The organism is Cupriavidus basilensis OR16, from assembly GCF_000243095.1.
Lineage (GTDB): Bacteria > Pseudomonadota > Gammaproteobacteria > Burkholderiales > Burkholderiaceae > Cupriavidus > Cupriavidus basilensis_D.
Genome location: NZ_AHJE01000005.1, coordinates 26,749 through 53,085, shown reverse-complemented (window position 1 = coordinate 53,085; position 26,337 = coordinate 26,749). Strand labels below are relative to the sequence as shown.

Genomic DNA, 26,337 nt, shown 5'->3' with positions numbered 1-26,337 from the left:
TCCTTCATTCAGTGGGGCAATACAAGGCGTAAAGCGTTTCGAGCACGGCCAGCACCCGCGCATCGGCAACCGCATAAAAGATCCGCTTGCCGTCGCGCCGCGTGTTGACCAGCCCTTCCGCGCGCAGCACACCGAGTTGTTGCGACAAGGTGGGTTGGTGGATACCGAGCAGGGCTTCAAGCTCACCCACCGACATCTCGCCCTGGCCGAGCTGGCAAAGCAGCAGCAGCCTGTCTTCATTGGCGAGCGCGCGCAACATGGCGGTGGCATCGCCCGCGGCGGCGCGCATCGTGTCTAGACTCAGGGAGGGCGAAGCCGCTTGCATGGGTTCGGCAAAGGCCGGGCGAGACTCCGGCCTGCTAATCAATATACGATCGAATATTATATTAAAACATATATTGATACCAGCCAGAACAGCCTTTCAATGCGACATCAACACCGGAATGTCGGCATGGCGCATCAGGGTGCGCGTGGTGCCGCCGGTAACCAGTTCACGCAGCCGGGCGTGCCCATACCCGCCCGCCACCAACAAATCGGCCCGCAGGTGCCGCACCGCCTCCAGCAGAAGCTGGCCGACCCGGCTGCTGCCCTGCACAGCGTGCATGACGCTGGTGACGCCCTGGCGCGCCAGGTGATCTCGCAGGCCGGCGTGCGCGCCCGGCACATCGGGCATGCCATGGGTGGCTGCGCGGTCATGCGTGCTGGAGGCCGACACCACGGTGACGCGCCTGGCCTGGCGCAGCAGGGGCATCGCATCCGCCACGGCCCGGGCGGCTTCGCGCCCACCGTCCCACGCGATGGCGACGTGCTCGCAGGGCAGATGCCGCACGCCCGGTGGCACCAGCAGCACCGGCCGGCCAGTGTTGAGCAATACATACTCCGGAGTCTGTGCCACCAGCACGGGGATGGATTCCGCTCCAGGCAAGCGCGCCACGACAACCAGGTCCGCAACCCGCCCTTGCTGTACCAGCGCCCAGCCCATATCATCCTCGATGACCCGGTGGGTGAAGCCCACGCCGGGCGCCGCCTCCCGCATGACCCGATGGAATGCGGCGCCGGCTTCGGCGCCCTGCGCCAGCAACTGGCGCCGGGCCAGTTCCGCGTAGTATCCTGCCTCGTCGCCCGCGCCGCGGAACGGCTCCAGCCGCATGCCGGTGGCCGTCACCCCGATCACATGGCCGCACGAGCGCTGCGCCAGTTCCGCAGCCAGGTTGACGCGATCCGCACAGCCGGGGTCGGCACCGAGTTCGACCAGTACGGTCTTGAAATCCATGATGTTTTCCCTCCGATCCGGAGACCTCAGCGCACGGCTGCAGACGTTTTTACGAATATCCGAAAATGGACTCTACTCCGTGTGCAGGGCAGCGCAAGCGGGCAATGCAGGCCCGTTGCGGCAGATCAATGCCGTCCCTGCCCCGCCCCGTCCCTGCCCCGCACGGCCTGCGGGCCGGTATAAACAAGCGGCGGCGGCTCGATCTGGCTGGGCATCGGCGCCAGCGCGCGGATCAGCATGATGCTCATATCGGTGAACGCCAGCGTGCAGTTGGCCAGCGTGCCACGCCAGCCCGCATCGGCCAGGGTCAGGTTCTCCCAGACCTCGACCGGGTGCTCGGGCGGCACGCCTTGCGCCACCAGCCAGGCGGCGATGTCGCTGGGCATGAAGCTCCACGGATGCGGAATCACGATGGCGTTGCGCTGGTCCGCCAGCACATGCACCAGATGGCGCTTGAACGGCTCCAGGTCGCCGCGCCGGTGAAAGGTCAGGAAGGTAGTCTCGTCAAAGCAAACCTTGCCGCGCGCGGCCAGCACCTGGGCGGAAGAGATGCCGGGCACGGAGTCCACCGGGTGGCCGCAGGCCCGCTCGACCCGCTCCAGGTACTGGAAACCGCTGAAATGCATGTCGCCCATGAACAGCACCACGCAGCGCCGGCCGCGATGGTGCTCGGCGGCAACCCAGCCGAGCCGCTCCACCTGGTCCTGGTATCCCATCGTAACCACCTGGGCCGCCGGCGGCACCAGCGGGCGGATGACGTCGATGACCGCGTCGAAGCCGGCCACGATATCGGCGCCACGGATCAGGTCCGCCACGCCTTGGGTCAGGAAGTCGAGGTGCCCGGGGCCAACGCCGGCGCAGATGATCATGAAGAGTCCCGGTTCGATCGGTGCAGTGGGGACGGCGCGTGAATCGCCCCGCCAAGACAGGGCGCAATTATGCCAAGGCGGCGGATCGCGAAGCCTGCGCCGGGAGACGCCTCGCGCAAAAAAAAAGTACTTCAGGATCCGGTCCTGGATGCCGATACCTGCATCAGAGCCGAGTCAATGTCCCGCAAGCCCTACCGGGCAAGGCAGGCATTCCCGGTCGTTAGCGACGTTTACCTCACTCATGCCAGACAGAGACAAAGCGCTCAGCATAGCCGACCCCCATCAGTTGTTCCGCAATTCGCTCGAGCAAGCCACCGATGCCGTCTTCGTCCTGAACGCGGACGACAAGGTGATCTTCCTGAACGCTGCTGCGGAGGCACTCTATGGCGCATCCCGTACGCAAGTCTTTGGCATGGGCGTGGAGGCGCTCGTGCAAAAGCTGCCGGATACCGACACCGAGCGCGCCCAGCACTTGCCCGCCGTCCGGATCCTGAGGCCTGATGGCGGGCTTCGCTTTGGCCATGTCGCGGAGTCCAGCACCCGCCTGGGCGACGTCACCCTGCGCACGCTGCTGGTGAAGGGGGCCAGCAACTACGATGCCAGCCGCGACGATCACCCGCTGCTCTCCGTCATCGCGGACGAGATCGACAGCGCCGTGCTGGTAGTCGATGCCGACTGGCACATCGTGTACGCGAACGCCGGGCTCACGCGCATGCTGGGCTACAAGCCCTGGGAGATGACGGGGAAGACGCCGCGCGACATCCTGGCCGGCGAATTCACCGATCCAGACCTACGAGACGCTGCAGCGCAAGGCGCTGCAAGCCATGGTGATGGAGCAGCCGCTGCCCGCCGTGATGGAACTGATCTGCGAGGAGGTGCAACGCGTTGCCCCTGCCGTGATCGCGTCCGTGCTGCGCGTGGACGCAGATGGCCGCATGCACCCGCTGGCCGCGCCCGGGCTGCCGCCGGAATATTCGGCGGCGCTGGAGAGCCTGATCATCGGGCCGTCCGTGGGCTCGTGCGGCACGGCGGCGTGGCTGGGCGAGCCGGTGATCGTCAGCGATATCGCCAACGATCCGCTATGGGCGGATTTCCGCGACCTTGCCCTGCCCCTTGGCTTGGCAGCATGCTGGTCCTACCCGATCAAGGCGAGCGATGGCCGCGTGCTCGCCACGCTGGCCTTCTACTACCGCACCGCGCGCCGGCCCGACGCCTTCCACCAGCAACTGGCCGAGGTATGCGCATCGCTATGCATGCTCGCGTTCGCGCGCGAGGAAGCGGCGGAGCGGATCCTGCAGCTCGACCACTACGACTCACTGACCGGCCTGCCCAACCGCAGCCTGTTGCAGACGCAGGCCGGCACCCTGTTGCTCGCGGCGCGCTCGGCGGGCACCACGCTCAGCGTGCTGTTCGTCGACCTGGACCGCTTCAAGCATATCAACGACTCGCTCGGCCACGTCGGCGGCGACAAGCTGCTGCGCGAGGTCGCGCAGCGCCTTGTCGCGCACGCCGGGGACACCGCGCTGGTGGCGCGGCTGTCGGGCGACGAGTTTGCGCTGGTGCTGCCCGACAGCGACCGCACCCAGACCATTGCGGCGGGCAAGCGCATCCAGGCCGCGCTGCGCCAGCCGCTGCGCATCGACCACGCCAGCATTGCGCCCTCGGCCAGCATCGGCATCAGCATGTTCCCCGCCGACGGCGATGCGCTGGACTACCTGCTGCACTGCGCCGAGATGGCCATGTACGACGCCAAGGCGGCGGGGCGCAACCTGTTCCGCTTCTTCAGCATCGAGATGAACTGGGCCGCCCAGGAACGCCTTGCGCTGGAGTCGGCGCTGCGCGACGCCCTGCTCGCCGAAGAGCTTCACCTCAATTTCCAGCCCCAGGTGTTCCTGCGCGATGGACGCCTCTACGGGCTCGAAGTGCTGGTCCGCTGGCACCACCCGCATTTTGGGATGGTGCCGCCAGACCGCTTCGTGCCGCTGGCCGAAGACAGCGGCCTGATCGGCGCGCTGGATCGCTGGGTGCTGGAGCAATCGTGCGCGCAGCTGGCTGCCTGGCGCCGGGAAGGACTGTCCGTACCCACGATCTCCGTCAATATCTCACCCGCCAGTTTCCGCGACCCGGGGCTGCCGGCGCAAGTGGCCGAGACCCTGGCCCGGCATGGGTTGCCCGCCCAGGCGCTGGTGCTGGAAATGACCGAAGGGCTGCTGATGGAAGACGACGCGGGCCTCGCCGCCACCGTTGCCGCCATCCACGCGCAGGGCGTGCGCTTGTCCATGGACGACTTCGGCACAGGATATTCAAGCCTGGGTTATCTCAGGCAATTGCCCGTGCACCAGCTCAAGCTGGACAAGAGCTTTGTGATTGACCTGGAAAGCGATGCCGCCGCCCGGGAGCTGGCCAGCGCCGTCATCCGCATTGGCGACAGTCTGAAGCTCGCGGTGATCGCGGAAGGCGTGGAGAACGAAGCCCAGCGGCGCTTCCTGCTGTCGCAGGGATGCCATATGGGGCAAGGCTATCTGTTCTCGCGCCCGCTGGATGCCGTGGCAGTGGCGAAATGGATCGCCGCGCCGCGGGCGGTTGAGCGGCAGCCCGCGGAGCACGGGGAGCGGCATTCCCGGCGTTGATGGAGGCGGCGGGCTTTTCCTACCTGGCGGCGGCGCGCTTTTCCAGCAACGGCTGGCTCACGCCCTGCACGCCCACCAGCCCGAGCACCGTGGTCAGCCCGACCTGCGCGCCTTCCCAGGCGTTGGTCGGGTCGTACCACTCATCGCGGGCATGGAAGCCGCCGGTCTTGCCGCCGCTGCCGATGATGATGGCGGGAATGCCGAGCGACATCGGCACGTTGGCGTCGGTGCTGCCGCCGCGCAGGCTGGGCGTGCCCTTGCCATAGCCCTTGATAGCGCGCACCGCCGCCTGCACGATGATGGCGTCCGGCGGTGTATGGCCAGCCGGACGGTCGCCGATCTGCTTGACCTGGTAGGTGATCTGGCTGGCGGCATCGGCCGGATGCCAGCGGCGGTTTTCCTCGGCAACCCCGGCCTCGATGGCCGCCATGATCTGCTTTTCGGTTTCCAGCAGCGACGGCGTGGCGTTGGAGCGGATATCCACGGCCATGCGCGCGTCGCCCGCAATCGCGTTGACGGACGTGCCGCCACCCACCGTGCCCACCGTGAACGTGGTCTTGGGATCCTCGGGCGGGCGCACGTCGCTCACCTTGGCGATGGCCCGTCCCATGGCGTGGATGGCGCTGGGCAGGCCAAAGGCGCCGAAGCTATGACCGCCCGGGCCGCGGAACGTCACCGCGTAACGATGGCTGCCGGTGCCGAGCGACAGCACCCGGTCGCCCACGCCCGGCTCCAGCCCGACCATGCCATCGAGGTCCGGGTGATCGCGGAACACGGCCTTCATGCCGCGCAGGTTGCCCAGCTCTTCCTCGCCCACATTGCCAACGAACACCAGGTCGCCCACGGTGCGCACCTGGTTGTCGTTGAGCACCTTGAGCCATGACAACAGGACCGTCAGCCCGCGCGTGTCGTCGGAAATGCCCGGCGCGTAGAGCCGGCCGTCACGCGCCTTGACCGTGACATCGGTGCCTTCGGGAAAGACCGTGTCCAGGTGCGCCGAGATCAGCAGCTTGGGCCCATTCCCGCTGCCCTTGCGGATGCCGATGGCATTGCCCTCGGCATCGATGTGCGCATCGGCAAGGCCAAGCGCCTTGAGCCGGGAGAGGAAATACTCAGCCCGGGCCTTCTCCTTGAACGGCGGCGCGGGGATCTCGGTCAGCGCCCTGAGATCGCCCAGCGAGCGCGCGTCGTCCGCCTTCACGTCGGCTAGCACCTTCTTGACCAGCGGCGCGGCTTCGAGGGTGGCGTAGGCACGGTCCACCGCGGGCGATACGGCGGGCACCGGGATGGTCTGCGCTACGGCCTGGGTACCTGCCAGGGCGAGCGCGCCAGCAGGAGGGAGAGCGGACGGACCGGGACGGCAACGGATTGGGGGCGTGCTTGCATGGTGGGGCGATGACTCCGGAAAGGACATGGCGGCGTGACGAACGGTACAGGCATCGGGTATGGCCGGGCGAAGCCATATTCTGCCAGCGAGGCGAACAAAATTGGGCAGCAAGAAGCATCCGTGTGCCCGGCATGGCAATTGGATTACCATTCGATACATGTTGGCAGGCAATGCCGTGGCAGTTGTCCGGTTTCGCGCGTGCCTGGCATCCAGGCTTTATCGAAGTTTTACCGAGAGTGAAGTGGTAGAAGCAACGATTGAGATGTCCAGCCCTCACGGGCTGCAGGGCCGCAGGGCCGCACGGCTGACCAGCACGGCCAGCCAGTTCGAGTGCGATATCCAGCTAAGCAGCAATGGCTGCACGGCGGACGCCAAGAATGTGTCCGAGGTCATGCACCTGTCGGCGCGCGCCGGGCTGCGCTTGCGCATCCAGGCCAGCGGCGCGGATGAGTCGGTGGCACTGCGCGTGATCTGCGCCCTGCTGACCGACTAAGCCGCAAGCACTCCGGACGGCAGCCATGCCCATCACCTACCTGCGCAACCTCACCGGACGGGTACGCAGCCCGCACGCCAACCGGCAACTCGCCGGTTTTCTCAGCTTCGTGGCCGGCGCCACCAACGCCGGCGGCTTTCTCGCCGTGCAGCAGTACACCTCCCACATGACGGGCATCGTCTCGGCCATGGCGGACCACCTTGCGCTGGGGCAGGTCGGGATGATCCTGCAGGGGCTCGGCGCGTTGCTGTCCTTCCTGGCTGGCGCAGCCACTTCCGCCGTCCTCATCAACTGGGCAAGGCGTGAACACCTGAACAGCGAGTATGCCCTGCCCCTGATGCTGGAGGCCTTCCTGCTGCTTTGCTTTGGCCTGCTCGGCGGCAACCTCGGCAATCACCAATGGCTGTTCATTCCCGCCACGGTGATGGTGCTGTGCTTCATCATGGGCCTGCAAAACGCCATGATCACCAAGATTTCCCGCGCCGAGATCCGCACCACCCACATTACCGGCATGGTGACCGACATCGGCATCGAACTCGGCAAGCTGTTCTACTGGAACCTCGCCAGGTCAGACGAGGCCAGGCCGGCGGTGCTGGCCAACCGGCCCCGGCTGCGCACGCTGGCCATCCTGGTGGCGCTGTTCTTCCTGGGCGGCGTGGTCGGCGCGCTGGGCTTCAAGCAACTGGGATTCAGCGCCACGCTGGCGCTCGCGGCGTTGCTGCTGGTGCTGGCGTTCGTGCCGGTGGTGGACGATGTGCGGGCCCACGGCGCGCGGCTGGCCGCCAGCGGGCGCGGATGGGCGCGCGAGGTATTGCGCGATGTCCACGCCCTGTGGCTGGCCGCGCACGACCCGCGCACGCCGTGGTACGCAAAAGCCATGGGCCTGCTGGTGGCGGGCTACGCGCTGTCGCCGATCGACCTGATCCCCGACTTCATCCCGGTGCTCGGCTACCTGGACGACATCGTGCTGGTGCCGCTTGGGGTCATGCTGGCCATCCGCATGATCCCGCCGGACCTGATGCGCGAGTACCGGGCCGCCGCCGTTGCGGCCGCGCAACGCCCAAGCAGCCGCGTGGCGGCGGCCGTCATCATCGTGCTGTGGATTGGGGGTGCCCTTGTGATGGCAGCGCTGCTCGCGCGCTATATTCCGTGGCTCCGAAACAACTGATTTGCGATTCCAGCCCCTGAAGGTACGCGCGGACACATTGGTTTGCATTTAGCCCGGCCGGCGCTACCTACAATCGAATTGTCGGGAGGCACATCCCGCCCATCATCGAGCCAGCAACGCATCATGCAGGACCAAGCCTTACCCCCCACCGTGACCTGCCTGCAGGGCCTGCGCGATCTCGCGGCCCTGCTCACCGCAGGCTCCCTGCTCCAGTCCGCCACCTTGCAGGTCATCGCCGAGTACGAACGGTACGCCCGCACCTCCGAAGACGAGTATTGCGCCCGACGACATGGCTGGGACTAGGCTCGCCCCCGCAGCGCTGCCGGTCAGTGCTTGCATGCCAGCGGTGAACGCACGCCGCCGTCGCGCGCCAGTGGCAGGATGGTCGGCGCCAGCGATTTCAGCAACTGCACGGACAGCGCACTGGTAAAGGCGTAGCGCGCGGCATAGGGCTCTTGCACATAAGCCGTGACGTTGCCGAAGTAACGGTCGCCCAGGAAGAACACGAACGTGGCCGAGCGGCTGACCACGCGTGAGGAAATCAGCCTGCCGCCTGGCCCGTAGACTTCATAGCGATGATCGCCCGTGCCGGTCTTGCCGCCAGCCACGATGCCGCTGCCACCCAGCGCCGATTTCAACGATCCCGCCGTGCCCGAATCCACCACCCCGATCAGCGCGGTGCGCACCACCTCGGCGATATCCTCGCTCAACAAGCGCGTGGTCTTCTTTTCCCAGGCCAAAAATCAGTCGCATACGGTGTGCCCGCCGCAAATTCCATGCTGCGCAGTGCCGTGGCCTGCTGGCGCACGCCGTTGCCCTGCACGATGCCCACCAGTTCGGCCAACGCCGCCGGCCGGTCCCCCGCCGCGCCAATCGCCGAGGCATAGGACGCCGTGATGGCACTGAACGGATAGCCCAGGCGCTGCCACCGGCGCGCGATCTCGCCAAAGGCCTGGCGCTCCAGCTGGCTGCGGATGCGGCGCGTCTGCCCCCCGGGGTGGTGGGTCTTGAACAGCCAGGCGTACACCTCCTGGCGCTGCGCGGTGCTGTCGCGCAAGACTTCATCCAGGCTGGCGTCGGGGCGCTGGCGCAGGTAATTCAGCAGCCACAGCTCAAGCGGGTGCACCCGCGCCAGGTAGCCCCGGTCGTTCAGCGAAAAGCTGGTTGGCCCGTATTTGCTGTACAGCTTGGCCAGCTTCTCATCGGTCAGCCCCGCCTTGGGCAGCGTAGCGAGCATGACCTTGTTGAACTGTGCCGGGTCGATATCGGGATCGATGCTGCGCAGCGTCACCGCCAGCCCCACGGGTGAGAAGCGCCGGTTCTGGAGCACGCGCCTGGCGGCCTCCTGCTGGGTCATGCCGCGATATTTCCCGTAGAAGGCGTGCAGGTAGTCGCTGCCCTCCTTGTCGGCAAACCGCACCAGGTAGGCGCGGCGTTGCGGCGCGGCCGGATTGTTCAGCCAGTCATCGGCATCCGGATGCAGGCGATAGGTTTCGTAGCGCACGATGTCTCGCATCAGGCGGATAAAGACCAGGTTCACCGAGTGCTCGAACGCTTCGCGCACCGGCATGATCTTCAAGTTTTCCCAGCGCTCGAAGTTGGTGAACGTCTGTAGCCCGCCGCCAGTAAAGAACGCCTCTCCCGCGCCGCCGGAATAGCGGCGCAGCATGGCGGCTTCCAGGATGGCGCGGCGGCCCTTGTCCGGTGCCGCGAGCAGGTAGCCCACCACCCACTGGGTCAAAGCGTCCAGCTTGGCCGGCTTGACCTCGCGCAGTTCGGCAGCGGACATGCCGGCGTATTTCTCGTGGAGCTCGGAGATGATCTCCAGGTAGGTCACCAGCGTGCGCAGCTTGGCGGTGGAGCCCAGGTTCAGCCGCGCGCCGCGGTTCAGGTCGAACGGCAGGTCCAGGTTGTCGGCCTGCACGCGCAGCAGGTTGGCGCCGTCAACCTTCTCGTAGAGCGTGAAGCTGATCGCCAGCTTGGCCGGATCGTCGCCCTCGCGCAGCAGGTTATGGCCATACATCCCGAAGCCATGCGCGCCATCACGCGTGCCCGCCCGCAACAGCGCCTCGGTGACCACGCGCTGCAAGCCGGTATTGATGGTGCTGTGGGCCGTCAGGTCGAGCCGGTCCAGCGCGTAGCTGCTGTCAAGGTCGAGATAGCGCAGCAGGTCTGTGCGCACCCCGCTGATGGCTTTGCGGGAGATGAAAGACACCTCCGGCCGATCCATGGCCGGGGGAGCCAGCACCAGGGTCTGGGCCAGCGACGCGTCGCGCAGCCAGGGCGGGATGGTGCCGGCGGCGGACAGCAAGCGGATATAGCTGTCAGTCAGCTCCGCCAGCGTGGCGGTATCGCGCCGCAAGAAGTGCGATGGCCCACGCTGCGCGATGATCAACGATAGGGCCTCCTTGAACACGCGAGCCTGCCGCTGGCCGAGTTCGCCCTGGCCCTGGCCCGCGCCGGGTCCCGGCCCGGCGGCGCTGGCCAGCAAGCGGTTGGCCTCGTCGAAGTCCTGCCCGTACCAGGCCCACAGGCCGTCGCCCAGCCCGTTGACCTCGCCCACGCCGGCCCGGGCCGAGAGCGGCACGGTGTTGAGGTAATCGAGCAGGATGCGTTCCCGGGCGGCGATGGTATTCGGGCCGTCCAGGTAGGCGCGCATCGATGCGCTGGCCATCTGGCGCAGCTTCTCCTTGGGCGAGCCGGTGCGGCCCGCGCGCGAGTGGCGATATTTCTCGATCTGGGTGGCGAGCGTGCTGCCGCCGGCGGCATCGTGCTTGTCGTTGAAAAAGTGCACGCCCTGGTCCACCGCGGCACGCGTGAAGCGGCGCACGTCCAGCGCGGGGTTGCGCGTGGGATATTCAGGATCGAGCAGGTCGCGGTTCTCGATGAAGAGCAACGCGCCGACCAGCAAGGTCGGAATGGCGTGGAAACTGCCGTAGGTGCGGGGCGGCGCGCTCCTGGCGGTAAACGGCATGTCATTGCAGTCGAGCAGGTCCAGGCCGGCCTGGGTCTTCTCGTGGTACGGCGCGAACAGGCCGGAATCGGTCAGCGCCAGCATGCGGTCGGACCACTGCGCCTGGCGCTCGCGCCGAAAGCCCCGTGCCTCCAGCAGCTCGGTGAATTGCGGCATCAGGCTATAGCCGAAGCGCAGGTCGTAGGGGCCGTCCTCGGGAAAGCGGATGCGCTCGCTCGGGCCGTCCTTGATCGCGAAGGCGACGTCTTTCGCCTGCCCGGCGAAGTAGCGCGCCTGCAGCCGCGAGGTGGCCAGTTCTTCGGCAACGACGGCGCAAAGGGGGTTACCGGCCCCCCCGAGCAGCGCCAATACCAGTAGCCTGGGCCAGATACGTCGACGCACGATTCGGGTCCGTTTGCGAGGAAACCGGGGCTTTTCCCGGCGCATCGGCCTATGCCGGGCGCCTGCTGGCAACGATGGCACTATTCCGCCACTCTCGTCACAACGTATACCCTAGTCTAATGGGGCCTAACGCACAAAGTGCGCGTGCGGCTTCCCCTCATTTCCTGTCACGCGCCGCCCCCCGGGCCCGTCTAGATGCGCAACGCCGCGATGGCCTGGTTGAGCTGGCGCGCCGGGTCCTCCAGCGATGCGGCGGCCGCGGCGGCCTGCTCGACCAGCGCCGCGTTCTGCTGGGTGGACTGGTCCATCGACGCCACCGCTTGATTGACCTGCTCGATACCGCTGCTCTGCTCGACCGAAGCCGCCGCGATCTCGCTCATGATGTCGGTCACCCGGCGGATCGCCGCGACCACCTCCTCCATGGTGGTGGCCGCGCGCCCGGCCTGGCCGCTGCCCAAGGCCACATGCGCCAGCGACGTCTCGATCATGGACTTGATCTCGCGAGCCGCCCTGGCGCTGCGCTGGGCAAGGCCGCGCACCTCGCCAGCAACCACCGCGAACCCGCGCCCCTGCTCCCCGGCGCGGGCGGCTTCCACGGCGGCGTTGAGCGCCAGGATATTGGTCTGGAAGGCAATGCCGTCGACCACGCCGATGATCTCCGCCACGGTCCTGGCCGCCGTGCTGATATCGCCCATGCTGGCCAGCACATCGCTCACCACCGCGCCGCCCTGGCTGGCCACCTCGACCGCGCTGACGGCAAGCTGGCTGGCCTGGCGCGCGTTGTCCGCGTTCTGGCGCACCGTGGAAGTCATCTGCTCCTGCTGGACGCCGTTTCCTCGAGCGAAGCCGCCTGCGCCTCCGTGCGGCTGGACAGGTCCGCATTGCCGGCGGCGATCTGCAGGGTGGCCGCCGTGATGGCACCCGAGCCCTGGCGCACCCGCCCCACGGTGAGCGCAAGGCTGGCCTGCATGCGCGCTAGACCCTCAAGCAAGCGGCCCATTTCATCACGGCGGGTGACCTGCACGGGATGGCTGAGATCGCCGGCCGCGATGCGGTCGAATTGCTTCAGTGCCAGCTCCAGCGGGCCAACGATGGCGCGGTCCAGCGCGGTGCGTGCCCGGGTCAGGCTCAGGTCCGCCTCGCCCAGTGCCAGGGCCGAGGCAAGCTGGTTCGAGTAAGTCGATTCATGGGCGTCGTTGGCGGCGCGCAAGCCAAGCAAGCCGGCCACGCCAACGCCAAGGGCAAGCAGGAATAGCAGGGAGACCGTGGCGATAAGGCGGGCGCGGATCGTAAGGCTGGCAAGCATGTGAAAGAGGCCCGGATGGTGAAAAGCTGAAATGGCGCGCTGGGCGGAAAACCTGTCTATCGGTGCAGTGCAACAACAACTTGAGGCCGCGCCGTCAAGTGTGCGCAAGACGGCACCTGTAGGGCGAATTCAGGCCCCTCGATTGATTTTGCGCAAACTTTCATGCGGCCGCGCGCCAGCTTCGGTCAAGTCCCGGCAAAGCCGTCCGTTAGCCCAGTGATCTCAATCCCCCCTGTTCCAGACCATGATGAAAAACCTGAGCGTGCGCACTGCCCTGCTGGCAGTCCTGGTAACCTTTGCATGCATGATCGTGTTCGGCGCGGGTGTTGGCGTGCTCGCGCTGCGCGCCGCGGATCAGGCGACCGGGCGCGTGGGGCAACTCTCCGCCAGTGCCCTGCTGCTCAACGATGCGTACAAGGACATGACCCGGGCGCGCTCGGCGCTCGCGCGCGCCTATGCCTCGGCTCGCGAGGGCGGCGCCGAAGTCAACGCCGGCGCGCTCGATGCCGCCGGCAAATCGCTCAAGCGCTCGGCCGAGGCGTTGCAGCGCTTCGAGGCCGCGCCCGTGCAGGAAGGCCAGGACGACGCCCAGCGCCGCCAGGTTGTGGATGCCGCGCGCCGGCATGGCGGCACGGTCGAGCGAGCCCTGGCCGCCTTGCGCGCGGGAGACCCCGCCGCCTACGCGGCGATCAATGACAAGGAAATCACCGCCTCCGGGGCCGAGTATTCGGTGGGCCTCGAGCGCTTCCAGGAACAGGCGAGCCAGCTGGCGCGGCAGGAAACCGAAACCAGCAGCTCGCGCTACCAGTGGGTGGTAAGGCTCGTGGTGGTTGGTATCACCGCCGCGCTGGGCCTGATCGTGGCGGTGCACCTTGGGCTGCGCGCGGCTATCGTGGCGCCTCTGGCCACGGCCGCCGAGCACCTCGACCGCGTGGCGCAGGGCGACCTGAGCCATCCCGCCGCGGCCGCCGGCAACAACGAGGTGGGCCGCGTGCTCGCCGCCGTGGCGCGCATGCAGGTGGCGCTGACGCGCACGGTCAGCCAGGTACGATCCAGTTCGGACTCGGTCAACATCGGCGCGCGCGAGATCGCCGCCGGCAATACCGACCTGTCCTCGCGCACCGAGCAGCAATCCGCGTCGCTCGAGCAAACCGCCGCCAGCATGGAGGAACTCACCTCCACGGTGAGCAACAACACGGAAAGCGCGCGCCAGGCTAGCGCGCTGGCCGCCGAAGCGGCGCGCCTGGCCACGCGCGGCGGTGACGACGTGCGCGGCGTGGTGCAGACCATGGGCGACATCAGCAGCAGTTCGCGACGGATCGCCGACATCATCGGCGTGATCGACGGCATTGCCTTCCAGACCAATATCCTGGCGCTCAACGCCGCCGTGGAAGCGGCGCGCGCGGGCGAGGCCGGCCGCGGCTTTGCCGTAGTGGCGGGCGAGGTGCGCGCGCTGGCGCAGCGCAGCGCCAACGCGGCACGGGAGATCAAGTCGCTGATCGACGACTCGGCCAGCAAGGTTGGCGCGGGCAATGTGCTCGTCGCCCAGGCCGGCCAGACCATGAGCGAGACGGTGGACGCCGTGGGCCGCCTGGCGCGGATCATGGAAGACATCTCGTCGGCGTCGCTGGAGCAAAGCGCGGGCATCGTGCAGGTAAGCCAGGCGGTGACGCAGATGGAAGAAGTCACCCAGCAGAACGCGGCGCTGGTGGAGCAGGCCGCCGCCGCGGCCGGGTCGCTCGAAGCGCAGGCGCGCCAGCTGGCCGAAGCGGTGGGTGCCTTCCGGCTCGCGCCGGCAGCCTGAGGGCCTGCGGCGCTCCCTCGCTCAAGCCACCTTCACACGGCAGCGATGCCGCGCTGCAAGGTGGTCTTGAGCATGGAGAACACCTGCCGCGCGACGGGGTTGGCCGCATTGGGCCGCGCCCATAAGTAGTACGTCACATCCGGCAGGCGGGGCAGCCCGTCCTTATCCCCCAGCACCCGCATGTCGGCGCCCAGCAGGTCGATGCTGCGCGCCGTGATCCCCAACCCGGCGCGGATCGCCGCCTTGATGCCGATCAGGCTCGGCGCGAAATACGCCGTACGCCAGGGCACGCCGGCCTCCTTTAGCGCATCCAGCGCCAGCTTGCGAAACAGGCTGGGCTCGTCGGCCAGGATCAGTGGCACCATGCTGCCATGCTCATAAGCAAAATCCGCCGCGCAAACCCAGATCGTGGGTGAGGTGCGCAAGACCAGGCCGTCCAGGCTGTTGTCTTCCCGGGTGGAAACGGTCAGGTCGATCTCCCCCGCCGCAGCGATTCCATCACGCAGCGATTCCATCAGGAAGGGGCTGCGCCCCACGTGGATCTCCAGGCGCAAGGCGGGCGACGCACGCGCGATATGCGACAGCAACGGCGGCAGGATCGTGTCGGCCACATCGTGCGGCGCCCCGATCCGCAGCGACCCCGTCAGGTCGCCCTCGCGCAGCACGCGCAGCGCCTCGTCGTTCAGGTTCAGCAATTGCCGCGCGTATTCCACCAGCTTGTTGCCATGCCGCGTGAGCTGCTTGCCGCGCCCCTGCCGCTCGAACAGCACCAGCGCCACCTGCTCCTCCAGCCGCTGCATCTGCTGGGTGACGGCGGATTGGGTGCGGTGCAGCCGCTGGGCCGCGGCGCCAAAGGTACCGTGGTCGGCGATGGCCACCAGGGTGCGCAAGAGGTCCAGATCGAGATTACGCATTCATTAGACTTGCTTAAGTATTTTCATGAGTGATTAAGTGGTTTCAGGTGCCGGGCTTCATTACAGTGAAACCATGCAAGGTGATGTACCACCCCGCAAACCAAGAACTATCAAGACTCAGCAAGGATTCTAGAGACATGTCGATCGCACAACAACGCCAGGCCGCCGTCGGTGAGACGATTCAATCCATCAAGGAAATCGTGGCTAGCGGCGGCGTCACCCGCGAATCGCTGGCCAGCGTGCTGGGCCAGGTGGAGCAGCTCGCGGCCAAGCCGCAACTGTGGGCAGAGAGCGAGTTCGCCCCGCCCGAGGAAGGCGAGCGCCAGGCCCGCTACCTGATCGCCGAAGACCCCGACCAGACCTTCGCGCTGTACCTCAACGTGATGCGCCCCGGCAAGCGCATCCCCCCGCACGACCACACCACCTGGGCCTGCGTGGCCGGCGTGGTGGGCACCGAGTACAACGACGTCTACCTGCGCACCGACGATGGCAGCAAGCCAGGCGTAGGCACGCTGGCGCACTCGCATACAGTGGAAGTGGGCCCGGGCTCGGGCATTGCGCTGCTGCCCGACGACATCCACTCGGTGGAGATCCGCGGCGAATCCGTGATCCGCCACCTGCACATGTACGGCCGCGCGCTGGAAACCCTGACCGGCCGCACCGCCTACGACCTCGAAACCGGCCGCAGCCAGGCCATGAGCGTGGGCGTCAAGACGCGCCGCTAAATAGCACCGGGATGTTGCAGCGCTGTCAGTGCCCGCACCTCCCGGCTTCTGCCAAAGCCCCTGACCAACGCATTTCCCGTTGCCTCCCGCCCGCGTGCGGCCAGGAGGTATGGCCCCCTTTTTGCCTGAACAAACGCATGCCCGCCCTCCTAGATACGCCCAACACCCGCCAGCCCTATACCCGGGTCGACCCCGTCACCCTGAAGGGCTGGCTGCACGACCAGGACGAGATCGCCCTGTTCGATATCCGCGAGCATGGCCAGTACGGCGAAGGCCATCCCTTCTACGCTGTGCCGCTCCCCTTTAGCCGGCTGGAACTGGATATCGGCCGCCTGGCGCCCAACGCCGCGGCGCGCATCGTGCTGGCGGACGACGGCGACGGCGTGGCGGCGCGCGCCGCGCAGGCCTTGGCCGCCCTCGGCCACACCCGCCTCTACGTGCTGGACGGCGGCGTGCCGGGCTGGCAGGCCGCCGGCTACGCGGTGTTTGCCGGCGTCAACGTGCCCTCCAAGACCTTCGGCGAACTGGCCGAGCACCATTACGGCACGCCGCGTGTCTCGGCCGCGGAGCTGGCGGCCATGCAGGCCGGCGATCAAGCCCCGGTGGTGCTCGACGGCCGGCCCGTGGCGGAATTCCGCAAGATGAATATCCCCGGCGCCATCTGCTGCCCAACGGCGAGCTGGCTTACCGGCTGCGCGACCTGGTGCCGGACCCGGCCACGCCCATCGTGATCAACTGCGCCGGGCGCACCCGCAGCATCATCGGCGCGCAGACGCTGATCAACTTCGGCGTGCCCAACCCTGTGTTTGCGCTGGAGAACGGCACCCAGGGCTGGTACCTCAACGATTACAAGCTGGAGCACGGCGGCACGCGGCGCTATCCGGACAGCGCCGCGCCCGCCGGGCTCGACGCCGCCCGGGACGCCGCGCAGGCCATGGCGCTGCGCTTCGCGGTGCCGCACGTCGATGCCGCCGAGGCGGGCGCATGGCTGAACGACCGCTCGCGCACCACCTTCCTGTGCGACGTGCGCACACCGGAGGAATACGCTTCTGGCTCCGTGCCCGGCGCCCAGAGCACGCCCGGCGGCCAGTTGATGCAGGCCACCGACCAATACGTAGGCGTGCGGCGCGCGCGCCTTGTGCTGCTCGATGCCGATGGCGTGCGCGCCACGGTGGTGGCGAGCTGGCTGCGCCAGATGGGCCATGACGCCGTGGTGCTCGAAGGCGGCCTTGCGGCAGCGCTTGCCTGCGGCCTGGCCGCACCCGCCGGCCCCGAGGCGCCCGTCTGCGCATTGCCAGGCATCGACGCCGCCGCGCTGGCGGCTGGCCTGGCCGAACGGCAACTGCTGGCGCTCGACGTGCGCGCCAGCATGGCCTATCGCGCCGGCCACGTGCCAGGCAGCCGCTGGTCGATCCGTCCGGTGTTCGCCCGCGACCTCGCCGGCGTGCCGCGCGATACGCCACTGGTGCTCATCGGCGAGGCCGACCAGCCGGGCACGGCCACGCTGGCCGCCGGCGAGCTCGCCGCGCTTGGCTACAGCGACGTCAGGCTGCTCGCCGGTGGCGTAGGCGCCTGGCAGGCGGCGGGCCATGCGCTGGCAAGCGATATGGGGGATGGCGAGGCGGCGAGCGGCCTGCCCGATGCGCGCTGCATCGATTTCCTGTTCTTCGTCCACGACCGTCACGACGGCAACAAGGAAGCCGCGCGCCGCTACCTGGCCTGGGAAACCAACCTGATCGGCCAGCTCGACGCCCAGGAACTGGCCACCTTCCGCTTCGCCTGATCCGCACAACATGCTTCCAACATGACCCGCCATCAGCGACCGAGCCCGTCACGCAGCCACCTCCCGCCCGGCACGGCGGGCAACAGTACGCATGGCTGGCAAGGCGAGTCGCGAGGCATCGATTCCCATCCGGCTCGACGGTGCAGCGCCAAGGGGACGCCCCGGCATTCCGGGAACACAGGGGCAAGAGGCAGCAACGAATAGCCTGCCCAGCCCCCCTTCGCTCTGACATCTCTCTACATACACAGGGGTTTTTCATGTCACGCATCAAGCAAGTCCTGACCAGCACCTTTGCCACCGTCGTCACCGCCACCCTCGCCATGGCCGGCGCCCCCGCCAGCGCACAGCCGCTTGCGCCAGTTGGCGGCTTTCCTTCGCAGCCGCTGCGCTTCGTCTCGCCATTTCCCGCCGGCGGGGGCAACGACGCCGTCACGCGCATCGTCACCACGCGGCTCGGCGAAGTGCTGGGGCAGACCGCCGTCACCGACAACCGCGGCGGCGCCGGCGGCAATATCGGCACGCGCTTCGTGGCCGAGGCCAAGCCGGACGGCTACACCCTGCTGACCTCGCAGGTGTCGGTCATGGCCGTGAACCCGACGCTGTACAGCGCGCCTGGCTTCGACCCGATCAAGAACTTCATGCCGGTCACGCAAATCAATGCGGCGCCGCTGGCGATCGTGGTGGCGGCCAACGCGCCGTGGCAGACCTTTGCCGAACTGGCCACGCAGGCCAAGGCCCAGCCGCAAAAGATCACCTTTGCCACGCCCGGCAATGGCACGCTCTCTCACCTGGTCGGGGTGGTGCTGGACAAGGACAGCGGCATCGCCCTGCAGCACGTGCCCTACAAGGGCGCAGGCCCGGCCATCAACGACCTGCTGGGCGGGCAGGTGAATGTGCTGATCACCTCGACCTCCTCGGTGGCCGGCTTCATCCAGGCCGGGCGCATGCGCGCGCTGGCGGTTACCAGCCCGCGCCGCCTGGGCGTCTTTGCCAAGGTGCCGACGCTGGAGGAACTGGGCTATCGCAATGCGCGCTTCGAGGACTGGTATGGCGTGTTCGCGCCAGCCGGCACCTCGCCCGAGCGCGTCGCCTACCTGAACCGCGCCATCCTGCAGGTGCTGCAGATGCCCGAGGTGGTGAAGCTGATCAACGAAGGCGGCAGCGACGTGGTGGGCAGCAAGCCGGACGCGTTCGCCGCGCAACTCAAGGGCGACATCGCGCGCTGGTCGCAGATCGTCAAGCTCTCCGGCGCCCGCGTGGACTGATCCAGGCGCAGCGGGTACAAGCGGCATGGCTCTTGCTGCTGCCTGCTGCCGCCAGTTGTTGCAACCGTTGTCACACCAGCCGCGCCCTTGGGCGCGGCGCCCACCAGGCCAAGCCATGAAGCACAGCATCCTTACCCACCTCGCGCACGCCGGCCGCACCAGCGCCGTGGATGGCGGGCAACCCGTCAACCCGCCCGTGGTACGTGCGAGCACCGTGCTGTTCGACTCGGTGGCGCAGATGCGCGAGATGCGCTCGCGGCGAGGCAGCGAACGGCTGTTCACTTACGGCGCGCGCGGCAATCCCACGGCGTTTGCGCTCGAAGACATGGTCACCGAGTTGGAAGGCGGCTACCGCACGCGCCTGTTCCCCAGCGGGCTGGCAGCCGCCGCGATGACGCTGCTGGCCTACCTGCGCCCCGGCGAGCACGTGCTGCTGCCCGACTGCGTGTACGAGCCGGTGCGCAAGCTGGCCGAAGGCTTTCTCGCGCAGCACGGCATCGCAGCCAGCTTTTACGCGGCCGATGGCCACGACCTGCAAGCCAGGCTACGGCGCGAAACCCGGCTGGTGTACGTGGAGGCGCCCGGCTCGCTAGCCTATGAAATGTGCGACCTGCCGGCCATCGCCGAGATCGCCCACCGGCACGGCGCGCTGGTGGCGGCGGACAACACCTGGGGCTCCGGCCTGCTGTACCAGCCCCTTGCGCTCGGCGCCGATATCTCCCTGATGGCCGCGACCAAATACCTGTCCGGCCATTCGGACGTGATGATGGGCACGGTCTGTACCCTTGAGGCCGCCTGGGCCCCACTCGCCTCGGTGGCCGATGCCTTCGGCATCACCGTCAGCCCGGACGACGCCTACCTGGTCCAGCGCGGCATGCGCTCCCTCGGCGCGCGCCTGTCCCAGCACGAGCGCGGCGCGCTGGTGGTCGCGCACTGGCTGCGCACACGCCCGGAAGTGGCCGAAGTCTTCTGCCCCGCCCTGCCCGGCGACCCCGGCCACGCACTGTGGCAGCGCGACTGCCACGGCACCAATGGCCTGCTGTCGTTCTCGCTGCGCGCCGCGGCGCCGGACGCCGCGCGGGGATTCGAGGTAACCGCCGGCGAAGGGGTTGCCCGCCGGGCCTTGGAGGCGCGCCTGGATCCGGCGTAATGAACAAAGTCGCAGCCTTGTGCTAGCGTTGCATGCATTGCTAGCACAGGAGATTGATATGGCGACACTGACCATCCGGAATGTTGATGAGGAACTCAAGGCGCGTTTGCGCATGGAGGCCGCGCAGCACGGTCACTCGATGGAAGAGGAAGTTCGCGCCATTCTTCGACGTGCGCTGAACAAACCCCCTGGCGCCAGCGCATTTGGAAGTCGACTGCGCCAGCGCTTTGCAAGCCTGTCCGATCCAAGGCTCGAGCTTCCTCCGCGCGAAGAACTACCGCGGGCTGCGGATCTACCCGAATGATCGTACTTGATACCAATATGGTGTCCGAATTCATGCGAGGCCAGCCTGAGCCAGCGGTCGTACGTTGGCTCGACTTGCACTCACAACATGAATACGCGATTACGGCGGTGACTGTTGCCGAACTTCTATATGGCATTGCCCGAGCGGAAAGACTCAGCACCACGTCCTGACCGTGCCCTGGCAAGCCCACCTTGCGATCCGCCGCTTCGCGCAGGCATACAATGCCGGCTTTTGCCCCTATCGCCCCGCAATGCCCGCACCCTTGACCGAAAGCCACTCCGCCGTTTTCTCGCCCGGGGAACAAGAGAGCTTCTACCGTCTCATTGCATCGCGCCGCGACATGCGGCACTTCATCGCGGGCACGTCGGTCGATGAGGCTGTCCTGATGCGCCTGCTGAGCGCCGCCCACAGCGCGCCTTCGGTGGGGCTGATGCAGCCGTGGCGCTTTATCCGCGTCGCCGATCCCGCCTTGCGGGACGAGATCGCCGCGCTGGTCGAGGCCGAACGGCAGAAGACCGCCGTGGCGCTGGGCGAGCGCGATGGCGAGTTCCTGCGGCTGAAGGTGGAGGGCGTGCGCGAGTGCGCCGAGCTGCTGGTGGTGGCGATGGCGCCGGATGACGGCACCGTGTTTGGCCGGCGCACCATGCCGCGCGAGATGGCGCTGTGCTCGGCGGCCTGCGCCATTGAAAACCTCTGGCTGGCCGCGCGCGTGGAGAATCTCGGGCTAGGCTGGGTCTCGATGTTCGCGCCCGATGCGCTGGCTGCGCTGTTGCGGTTGCCGCCGGGCGGCCAGCCTATCGCCATACTTTGCCTCGGCCCCGTGCAGGCCTTCTACCCGGCGCCGATGCTGGAGCTGGAAGGCTGGCGCCAGGGCCGCCCGCTCGCGGATCTGATGTCAACGGACACCTGGGACCGCCCGGACACCTGAAGCACCATCGGGCCGTTCAAGGCGCCACTGATGGCTCCCGCTTCATGCAGCGCAGCACGAACGTGGAATGGCTGTGCCGCAAGCCTGGCAGCTTGTAGAGCTTGTGGCGCAGGAATTCCTCGTACCCTTGCGTGCCCGCCACCGCCACCTTGATCAGGTAGTCGTACTCGCCGGTGAGCAGGTACGCCTCCATCACTTCCGGCAGTTCGGCCAGCGCTTCGCCGAATCGATCCAGCATGTCGTCGTCGTGCCGGTCCAGCGTGACCTCGATCAGCACCGTGTCGGGCAAGCCGAGCGCCTTCTGGTTCAGCAGGGCCGCATAGCCTTCGATCACACCGCTTTCTTCCAATGCGCGCACGCGGTTCCAGCACGGCGTGGGCGATAAGCCAACCTGCTCGGCCAGCTTGAGGTTGGAGAGCCTGCCGTCGCGCCGCAGGGCGCGCAGGATGCGGCGGTCAGTTTCATCCAGTTTTGGGGAGGTTGCCATGTCTTCTGCCGATGATTAGGAAGGAATCACCTTCAACTCTAACATCACTAGATAATTGATCTCCAATCTTGTCAAAAACGGAGGCAATAAAGAAGCCCATTCTGGGGTGGCGCTGGTAAATTTGTCGCATGCCTTCCCGGCCACAAAGCAAACCCCCAATCACCTTGCCGCCAACACCATGTCAACCTTGCACCTCGCACTGCGGCTGGACCGCACCGACCTCTTCGGCGCCGTCGAATGGACGCTCGCCAACGCCCGCCGCACCGGCCTGCACCTGATCGACCTGTGCTTCGGGCCAGCGGCCGCGCCCTACCAGCTCACGCTATCGGTCGGCGCGGAAGATGCGGACCGGCTGGACTTGTTCGTCAGGCGCCTGGAAAACGGCGTGGACGTGCTGGAAGTCTTCGAGATCGCGGCGCCGGGCGAGCGCGCCGCGCAGCCGGCACGTGCCGAGGCACGGCCGGAGGTGGCCGAATCTTCGCTGGAATTGGCCTAGGCCGTTGCCAAGGATGTGCCATGCCCCGTCGTCTCCCGCCGCTGTCGTCGCTGCTGCACTTCCCGATCGACGCTAAACGCGGTGAGCGCGCCCACCTGATTCAGCGCTGCTCGAAGCTGCGCGTGAAGTACACCAGGCCGGCCTGCTCGCGCAACCGGTACAAGGAGGCTGGGCGGCGCCCGGTTTCCTTTTGCGCGCCAAGGTCTTCCAGCAACTCCGCGGCGAGCATGCGGGTGCGGAAAGCCTTTTTCTCCAGAGGCCGGCCCAGCACGATCTCGTAGACATGCTGCAGTTCGCCTAGCGTGAAGGCGCAAGGCAGCAGATGCGCGGGCAGCGACGTGTACTCGGTCTTGCCCCGCACCCGCCCGAGCGCCGCGCTCAAGAGCGTGGCGTGATCAAAAGCTAGCGGCATCCCCGCACCATCGCCCTGCACCGGCGCCCAGCGCAGGTCGGCGGCATTGCCGCCCTTCTGCGGGGCCAGCGTGTCATCCGCCAGCAAGGCGACATAGACATGGGTGGTGGACCATCCGCGCGGATCGCGCGTGGCGCTGCCCCAACTGCCTACCTGCTCCAGATATGGGCTGTTCACCCCGGTCTTCTCCGCCAGCTTGCGCAACGCGCAGCCCCGCAGATCCTGGTCCCGTTCGATATCGACAAAGCCGCCGGGCAGCGCCCATTGCCCGGGAAACGGCTCGCCGGCCTGTTGCGGGCGCTGCACGAGCAGGGCTTGCAGCACCCCGGCGCGGATGGTCAGGATGACCACGTCGACGGTGGTCAGCGGGCGCGGGAATGGGGTGATGGCGAGTTTCGTCATGGGGCGGGAATTCCTGGAAGCGGGCTGTTCGGGCAGTGCATGCCGGATTATAAATTGACAAGTGTCTCAGCCACACTTATATTAGTGGTACAGACACACTTAATTCCTGCCACCCGACACGGGCAAGCACAAACCACCAACGGAAATCTGATGCAGATGAAGAGCGGCAAGATCATCCGCGAAGGCAGCGGCCAGTCGTTCTACTACTACGCGCCCACCACCTCCCTGGTGGCGGTGCCGGTAGGCAGCCAGATCCTGCCGTATATCTTCGAGCTGATCACGACCGACTTCCAGTCCGTCACCGTGCAAGGCAACCTCTCCTACCGCATCACCGAGCCGCGCAAGACCGCCGCCATGCTCAATTTCGCGCTCAAGCCGGACGGCCGCAACTATATCTCCGAGGATCCGCAGAACCTGCGCACCCGCGTCGAGGGCGTGGTGGAGGTGCTGGTGCAACAGGCCGTGAGCGCCGAAACCCTGCGCTCCGCGCTGCAGGCCTCCGACCGCATGGCGCGCCAGGTCGAAAGCGCGCTCAAGGCGCATCCGGATGTGCTGGCACTCGGCCTGGAAGTCCTGTCGTTCTCGATGGTGGCCGTGAAGCCCCGCGCCGAAACCGCGCGGGCCCTGGAAGCCGAGGTCCGCGAGCAGATCCTGAAGGCAGCCGACGATGCGATCTACGCCCGCCGCAACGCCGCGGTGGAAAACGAGCGCGCCATCAAGGAAAGCGAGCTCGACACCGAAGTCGCGGTGGAGCTCAAGCAGCGCACCATCCGCGAAACCCAGATGGAAGCCGAAGCCGCGGTGCAGAAGAAGCAGGCCGAGCTGGCGGCCAGCACCATGGAGGCACAGATCACGCTGGAGGCACGCCGCAAGGAATTCGTGGGCTTGGAGGCCGACAACACGCGCACCACCGCCGAGGCCGAGGCGCACCGCCTGGGCGCCGTCATGCAGGCGCTGCAGGGCGCCGACGCGCGCATCGTGCAGGCGCTGGCCGCATCCGGCATGGCGCCGGGCCAGTTGATCGCGCAGGCCTTCGGCGGCATTGCCGACAAGGCCGAGAAGATCGGGCAGTTGAATATGTCGCCGGAACTGCTTCAGTCGCTGCTTGTACCGCCTGCCAGCAGCCGCGCGAGATAACCGACGTTCAACGCAGCTTTAAGAGGCTACAAGCCGCATTAAGCCGCATTAAGCAGTTGCAAGAAGAAGGAACCAGAAAAATGGGTGCAACCGCCGATCGCAAGGTAATACTGGTGACGCGTAAGACACGGCTGGAAGAGCTGCTCGCGCGCTACCACTCGCTGGCGCAGGCACGTTTCTACCTGGAGCACCTGGGCGCGGACATCACCGACTACCAGCGCGAGCACGATACGTACCTTGCCGCGCGCGAACAGGCGGTCGCCGTGCTTTCACGCTACCTGCGCAGGCAGGTCGTGGACCGCCAGTTCCTGCCCAACTTCCTGTTCGGCCCGGAAGACATCGTGGTGGCGCTGGGCCAGGACGGCCTGGTCGCCAACACCATGAAGTACCTCAACGGCCAGCCGCTGCTCGGCGTGAACCCGGATCCGGCGCGCCACGACGGCGTGCTGCTGCCTTTCAAGGTGGGCGACCTGGCCCGCGTGCTGGCCGAGGCCACGCAGGACCGCCGACCCGCCCGCCCGGTCACCATGGCGCGCGCCGAACTATCGGACCAGCAGGTTCTGTACGCGGTCAACGACTTCTTCATCGGGCCGCGCAGCCACACCTCGGCGCGCTACGAGATCCGGCTCGGCGCGCAAAGCGAGGTGCAGTCGTCGAGCGGCGTCATTGTTTCCACGGGACTTGGGTCCACCGCCTGGCTCAAGAGCATCGTGACCGGCGCGCGCGCCATTGCGCAGCCCGGCGGCGGCGAGGCCGCGTATCAACCGTTGCCGTGGGATACCGACCGGCTGGTGTTTGCGGTGCGCGAGCCTTTTCCGAGCCGCGCCAGCCAGGCCACGCTGGTCTACGGCAACGTGCCGCGCGGCGAGCAGATCGTGCTGCGCTCGCTGATGCCGGAAACCGGCGTGATCTTCAGCGACGGCATCGAAGCGGATTTCCTGCAATTCAACGCGGGCACCGAAGCCCGTATCGGCGTGGCCGAGCGCAGCGGGCAGCTCGTGCAGTAGGGCCACCCCCTTATTCGCCCTCGGGCAGCAGCTCGATCCCGTCCAGCTCGGCCGCGCAGGTATCGCGCACGATCGAGACAAAGTCGCGCACATAAGGCCGCTGCGCGAGCGGCGCCGGCGTGGTGGCATAGAGCTCGCTCCACAAACCCTTGGCACCGATGCGCTTGGCCAGCACGTAATCGTGGTCGACGTAGTTCTTCACGCCCCAGTTGGGCAGCGCGGCCACGCCACGGCGGCTGGCCACCAGTTGCAGCACAGCCACCGTCAGCTCGGCGGTGCGCCGCTGCAGCTTGATGCCGGCCGGCTCCAGCACTTCGCGGATCAGGTCGATGCGCTGCTCCGGCACCGGATAGGTGATGAGCGTTTCGCCATCCAGGTCGGCCGCCTCGATCCGGCGCTTGTTGCGCAGCCGGTGCTCGTTGGCAATCACCGCGAGGATCTCGAAGCGGAACAGCGGCGCCACCGCCAGGCCGCGCTTGGCCGGCGGCATCGAGCCGATCACCATGTCCGTGCGGCCCTCGGCCAGCAGCGCCAGGGGGTCGGCGTGGAAGCCCGCCACCAGGTCCACCTCCACCTCCGGCCAGCGCCGGCGGAACTCGTCCATCACGGGCATCAGCCAGTCAAAGCAGGTATGGCACTCCAGCACGATGCGCAGCTCACCGCGCGTGTCGCCCTTGAGCCGGGCCAGGTCGCGCTCGGCCGTGCTGATGGCCGCCAGCGTCTCGCGCGCCAGCGCCAGCAAGCGGTCGCCGGCCGGCGTGAAGCGCAGGCCCTGGCGGGTGCGGTCAAACAGCGGCAAGCCGTAGTGCGCCTCGATGCCCTTGATTTGATGAGACAGCGCCGACTGGCTGACGTGCACGCGCTCCGCGGCCGTGGCGAGCTTGCCGGACTCGGCAATCGCCACCAGCGAGCGCAGGTGCCTGACTTCGATCACGGCTCGCTCCTGGAATATGAAAAATGGCACCTGGATGGCATGATATGAAATTTATTCATACGTTGATTAAATCTTATCGCTTGATTCATTTTACGCTGGATTCCACAC

Annotated in this window: 24 protein-coding genes and 3 pseudogenes; 16 read left to right on the top strand and 11 right to left on the bottom strand. The window is 67.3% G+C overall.

The features are described from left to right. Positions 1-4: 4 nt before the first annotated feature. The 3 genes from OR16_RS02305 to OR16_RS02295 all read right to left on the bottom strand — a co-directional run bounded on the left by OR16_RS02305 (position 5) and on the right by OR16_RS02295 (position 2,142). Positions 5-289 carry an ArsR/SmtB family transcription factor gene (locus OR16_RS02305; RefSeq protein WP_006156352.1) on the bottom strand — a complete coding sequence of 95 codons (285 nt, stop codon included), beginning with the start codon at positions 287-289 and terminating at the stop codon, positions 5-7. A 132-nt stretch (positions 290-421) separates the two neighbouring features. Continuing rightward, positions 422-1,273, bottom strand: a complete 852-nt coding sequence (locus tag OR16_RS02300; protein WP_006156351.1) for a universal stress protein — start codon at positions 1,271-1,273, stop codon at positions 422-424. 125 nt (positions 1,274-1,398) lie between these two features. Continuing rightward, positions 1,399-2,142: a cobalt-precorrin-7 (C(5))-methyltransferase gene (locus tag OR16_RS02295; RefSeq protein WP_006156350.1), complete on the bottom strand. Its 744-nt coding sequence runs from the start codon at positions 2,140-2,142 to the stop codon at positions 1,399-1,401. Between OR16_RS02295 and OR16_RS48035 the strand changes: the two are divergent. Together OR16_RS48035 and OR16_RS02285 are read left to right on the top strand one after the other, a co-directional pair. Further along, positions 2,027-2,881, top strand: a pseudogene (locus OR16_RS48035) (PAS domain S-box protein); the annotation flags it as partial. The gene OR16_RS02295 and the pseudogene OR16_RS48035 overlap by 116 nt on opposite strands. Before the next feature lie 85 nt (positions 2,882-2,966). Beyond that, a complete protein-coding gene (locus OR16_RS02285; RefSeq protein ID WP_006156348.1) occupies positions 2,967-4,772 on the top strand; it encodes a putative bifunctional diguanylate cyclase/phosphodiesterase in 1,806 nt (601 codons plus the stop codon). A 19-nt stretch (positions 4,773-4,791) separates the two neighbouring features. On the opposite strand, the gene OR16_RS02280 is transcribed toward OR16_RS02285, so the two are convergent. Next, positions 4,792-6,186, bottom strand: coding sequence for a M20/M25/M40 family metallo-hydrolase (locus OR16_RS02280; protein WP_050982860.1), 1,395 nt, complete (start codon positions 6,184-6,186; stop codon positions 4,792-4,794). Positions 6,187-6,217: 31 nt separating this feature from the next. Between OR16_RS02280 and OR16_RS48030 the strand changes: the two genes are divergently transcribed. The 3 genes from OR16_RS48030 to OR16_RS02265 all read left to right on the top strand — a co-directional run bounded on the left by OR16_RS48030 (position 6,218) and on the right by OR16_RS02265 (position 8,123). Further along, positions 6,218-6,652, top strand: a complete 435-nt coding sequence (locus OR16_RS48030; RefSeq protein ID WP_423739627.1) for an HPr family phosphocarrier protein — start codon at positions 6,218-6,220, stop codon at positions 6,650-6,652. Between the two features lie 25 nt (positions 6,653-6,677). After that, positions 6,678-7,820: a DUF1275 family protein gene (locus OR16_RS02270; RefSeq protein ID WP_006156345.1), complete on the top strand. Its 1,143-nt coding sequence runs from the start codon at positions 6,678-6,680 to the stop codon at positions 7,818-7,820. Positions 7,821-7,943: 123 nt separating this feature from the next. Then, positions 7,944-8,123: a hypothetical protein gene (locus OR16_RS02265; RefSeq protein WP_043418098.1), complete on the top strand. Its 180-nt coding sequence runs from the start codon at positions 7,944-7,946 to the stop codon at positions 8,121-8,123. A 23-nt stretch (positions 8,124-8,146) separates the two neighbouring features. On the opposite strand, the gene OR16_RS45180 is transcribed toward OR16_RS02265, so the two are convergent. From OR16_RS45180 to OR16_RS47170, 3 genes and pseudogenes are all read right to left on the bottom strand, one after another. Then, positions 8,147-8,530: a hypothetical protein gene (locus OR16_RS45180; protein WP_237716896.1), complete on the bottom strand. Its 384-nt coding sequence runs from the start codon at positions 8,528-8,530 to the stop codon at positions 8,147-8,149. Then, the gene (locus tag OR16_RS02260) at positions 8,527-11,175 is read right to left on the bottom strand and encodes a transglycosylase domain-containing protein (protein WP_237716895.1); all 2,649 of its coding nucleotides are present in this window, start codon (positions 11,173-11,175) and stop codon (positions 8,527-8,529) included. Before OR16_RS02260 ends, OR16_RS45180 begins: the two co-directional genes overlap by 4 nt. Positions 11,176-11,366: 191 nt before the next feature. Continuing rightward, positions 11,367-12,481 (bottom strand): annotated as a pseudogene (locus OR16_RS47170) (methyl-accepting chemotaxis protein). Positions 12,482-12,728: 247 nt separating this feature from the next. Between OR16_RS47170 and OR16_RS02250 the strand changes: the two are divergent. Continuing rightward, positions 12,729-14,285, top strand: coding sequence for a methyl-accepting chemotaxis protein (locus tag OR16_RS02250; RefSeq protein WP_006156344.1), 1,557 nt, complete (start codon positions 12,729-12,731; stop codon positions 14,283-14,285). A gap of 32 nt (positions 14,286-14,317) precedes the next feature. Here OR16_RS02250 and OR16_RS02245 read toward each other — a convergent pair whose 3' ends face one another. Continuing rightward, positions 14,318-15,199 (bottom strand): LysR substrate-binding domain-containing protein, encoded by an 882-nt coding sequence (locus OR16_RS02245; protein ID WP_006156343.1) that lies wholly within the window; start codon positions 15,197-15,199, stop codon positions 14,318-14,320. A 137-nt stretch (positions 15,200-15,336) separates the two neighbouring features. Between OR16_RS02245 and OR16_RS02240 the strand changes: the two genes are divergently transcribed. The 7 genes and pseudogenes from OR16_RS02240 to bluB all read left to right on the top strand — a co-directional run bounded on the left by OR16_RS02240 (position 15,337) and on the right by bluB (position 21,354). Further along, positions 15,337-15,924, top strand: coding sequence for a cysteine dioxygenase family protein (locus tag OR16_RS02240; protein WP_006156342.1), 588 nt, complete (start codon positions 15,337-15,339; stop codon positions 15,922-15,924). Between the two features lie 137 nt (positions 15,925-16,061). Then, positions 16,062-17,707 (top strand): annotated as a pseudogene (locus tag OR16_RS02235) (rhodanese-like domain-containing protein). A 257-nt stretch (positions 17,708-17,964) separates the two neighbouring features. Then, positions 17,965-18,972, top strand: a complete 1,008-nt coding sequence (locus OR16_RS02230; protein ID WP_006156341.1) for a Bug family tripartite tricarboxylate transporter substrate binding protein — start codon at positions 17,965-17,967, stop codon at positions 18,970-18,972. A 115-nt stretch (positions 18,973-19,087) separates the two neighbouring features. Then, positions 19,088-20,122 (top strand): trans-sulfuration enzyme family protein, encoded by a 1,035-nt coding sequence (locus OR16_RS02225; RefSeq protein ID WP_006156340.1) that lies wholly within the window; start codon positions 19,088-19,090, stop codon positions 20,120-20,122. Positions 20,123-20,180: 58 nt separating this feature from the next. Beyond that, a complete protein-coding gene (locus OR16_RS40720; protein WP_006156339.1) occupies positions 20,181-20,426 on the top strand; it encodes a FitA-like ribbon-helix-helix domain-containing protein in 246 nt (81 codons plus the stop codon). Next, positions 20,423-20,596: a PIN domain-containing protein gene (locus OR16_RS40715; protein WP_081488637.1), complete on the top strand. Its 174-nt coding sequence runs from the start codon at positions 20,423-20,425 to the stop codon at positions 20,594-20,596. Before OR16_RS40720 ends, OR16_RS40715 begins: the two co-directional genes overlap by 4 nt. Before the next feature lie 80 nt (positions 20,597-20,676). Next, on the top strand, positions 20,677-21,354 hold the full coding sequence (gene bluB / locus OR16_RS02220) for a 5,6-dimethylbenzimidazole synthase (RefSeq protein WP_050982864.1): 678 nt from the start codon (positions 20,677-20,679) through the stop codon (positions 21,352-21,354). 16 nt (positions 21,355-21,370) lie between these two features. On the opposite strand, the gene OR16_RS02215 is transcribed toward bluB, so the two are convergent. Continuing rightward, positions 21,371-21,841 carry an Lrp/AsnC family transcriptional regulator gene (locus OR16_RS02215; RefSeq protein ID WP_006156337.1) on the bottom strand — a complete coding sequence of 157 codons (471 nt, stop codon included), beginning with the start codon at positions 21,839-21,841 and terminating at the stop codon, positions 21,371-21,373. A gap of 178 nt (positions 21,842-22,019) precedes the next feature. Here OR16_RS02215 and OR16_RS02210 point away from each other — a divergent pair, with 178 nt between their 5' ends. Continuing rightward, on the top strand, positions 22,020-22,337 hold the full coding sequence (locus OR16_RS02210; protein WP_043418110.1) for a hypothetical protein: 318 nt from the start codon (positions 22,020-22,022) through the stop codon (positions 22,335-22,337). A 100-nt stretch (positions 22,338-22,437) separates the two neighbouring features. Here the strand turns inward: OR16_RS02210 and OR16_RS02205 are convergent, their stop codons facing one another. Beyond that, the gene (locus OR16_RS02205; protein WP_006156335.1) at positions 22,438-23,151 is read right to left on the bottom strand and encodes an NUDIX hydrolase; all 714 of its coding nucleotides are present in this window, start codon (positions 23,149-23,151) and stop codon (positions 22,438-22,440) included. A 150-nt stretch (positions 23,152-23,301) separates the two neighbouring features. Between OR16_RS02205 and OR16_RS02200 the strand changes: the two genes are divergently transcribed. Together OR16_RS02200 and OR16_RS02195 are read left to right on the top strand one after the other, a co-directional pair. Continuing rightward, on the top strand, positions 23,302-24,288 hold the full coding sequence (locus OR16_RS02200) for an SPFH domain-containing protein (RefSeq protein WP_006156334.1): 987 nt from the start codon (positions 23,302-23,304) through the stop codon (positions 24,286-24,288). A gap of 80 nt (positions 24,289-24,368) precedes the next feature. Further along, a complete protein-coding gene (locus OR16_RS02195) occupies positions 24,369-25,295 on the top strand; it encodes a hypothetical protein (protein WP_006156333.1) in 927 nt (308 codons plus the stop codon). A gap of 10 nt (positions 25,296-25,305) precedes the next feature. Here the strand turns inward: OR16_RS02195 and OR16_RS02190 are convergent, their stop codons facing one another. Then, a complete protein-coding gene (locus OR16_RS02190) occupies positions 25,306-26,229 on the bottom strand; it encodes a LysR family transcriptional regulator (RefSeq protein ID WP_006156332.1) in 924 nt (307 codons plus the stop codon). Positions 26,230-26,337: the final 108 nt, after the last annotated feature.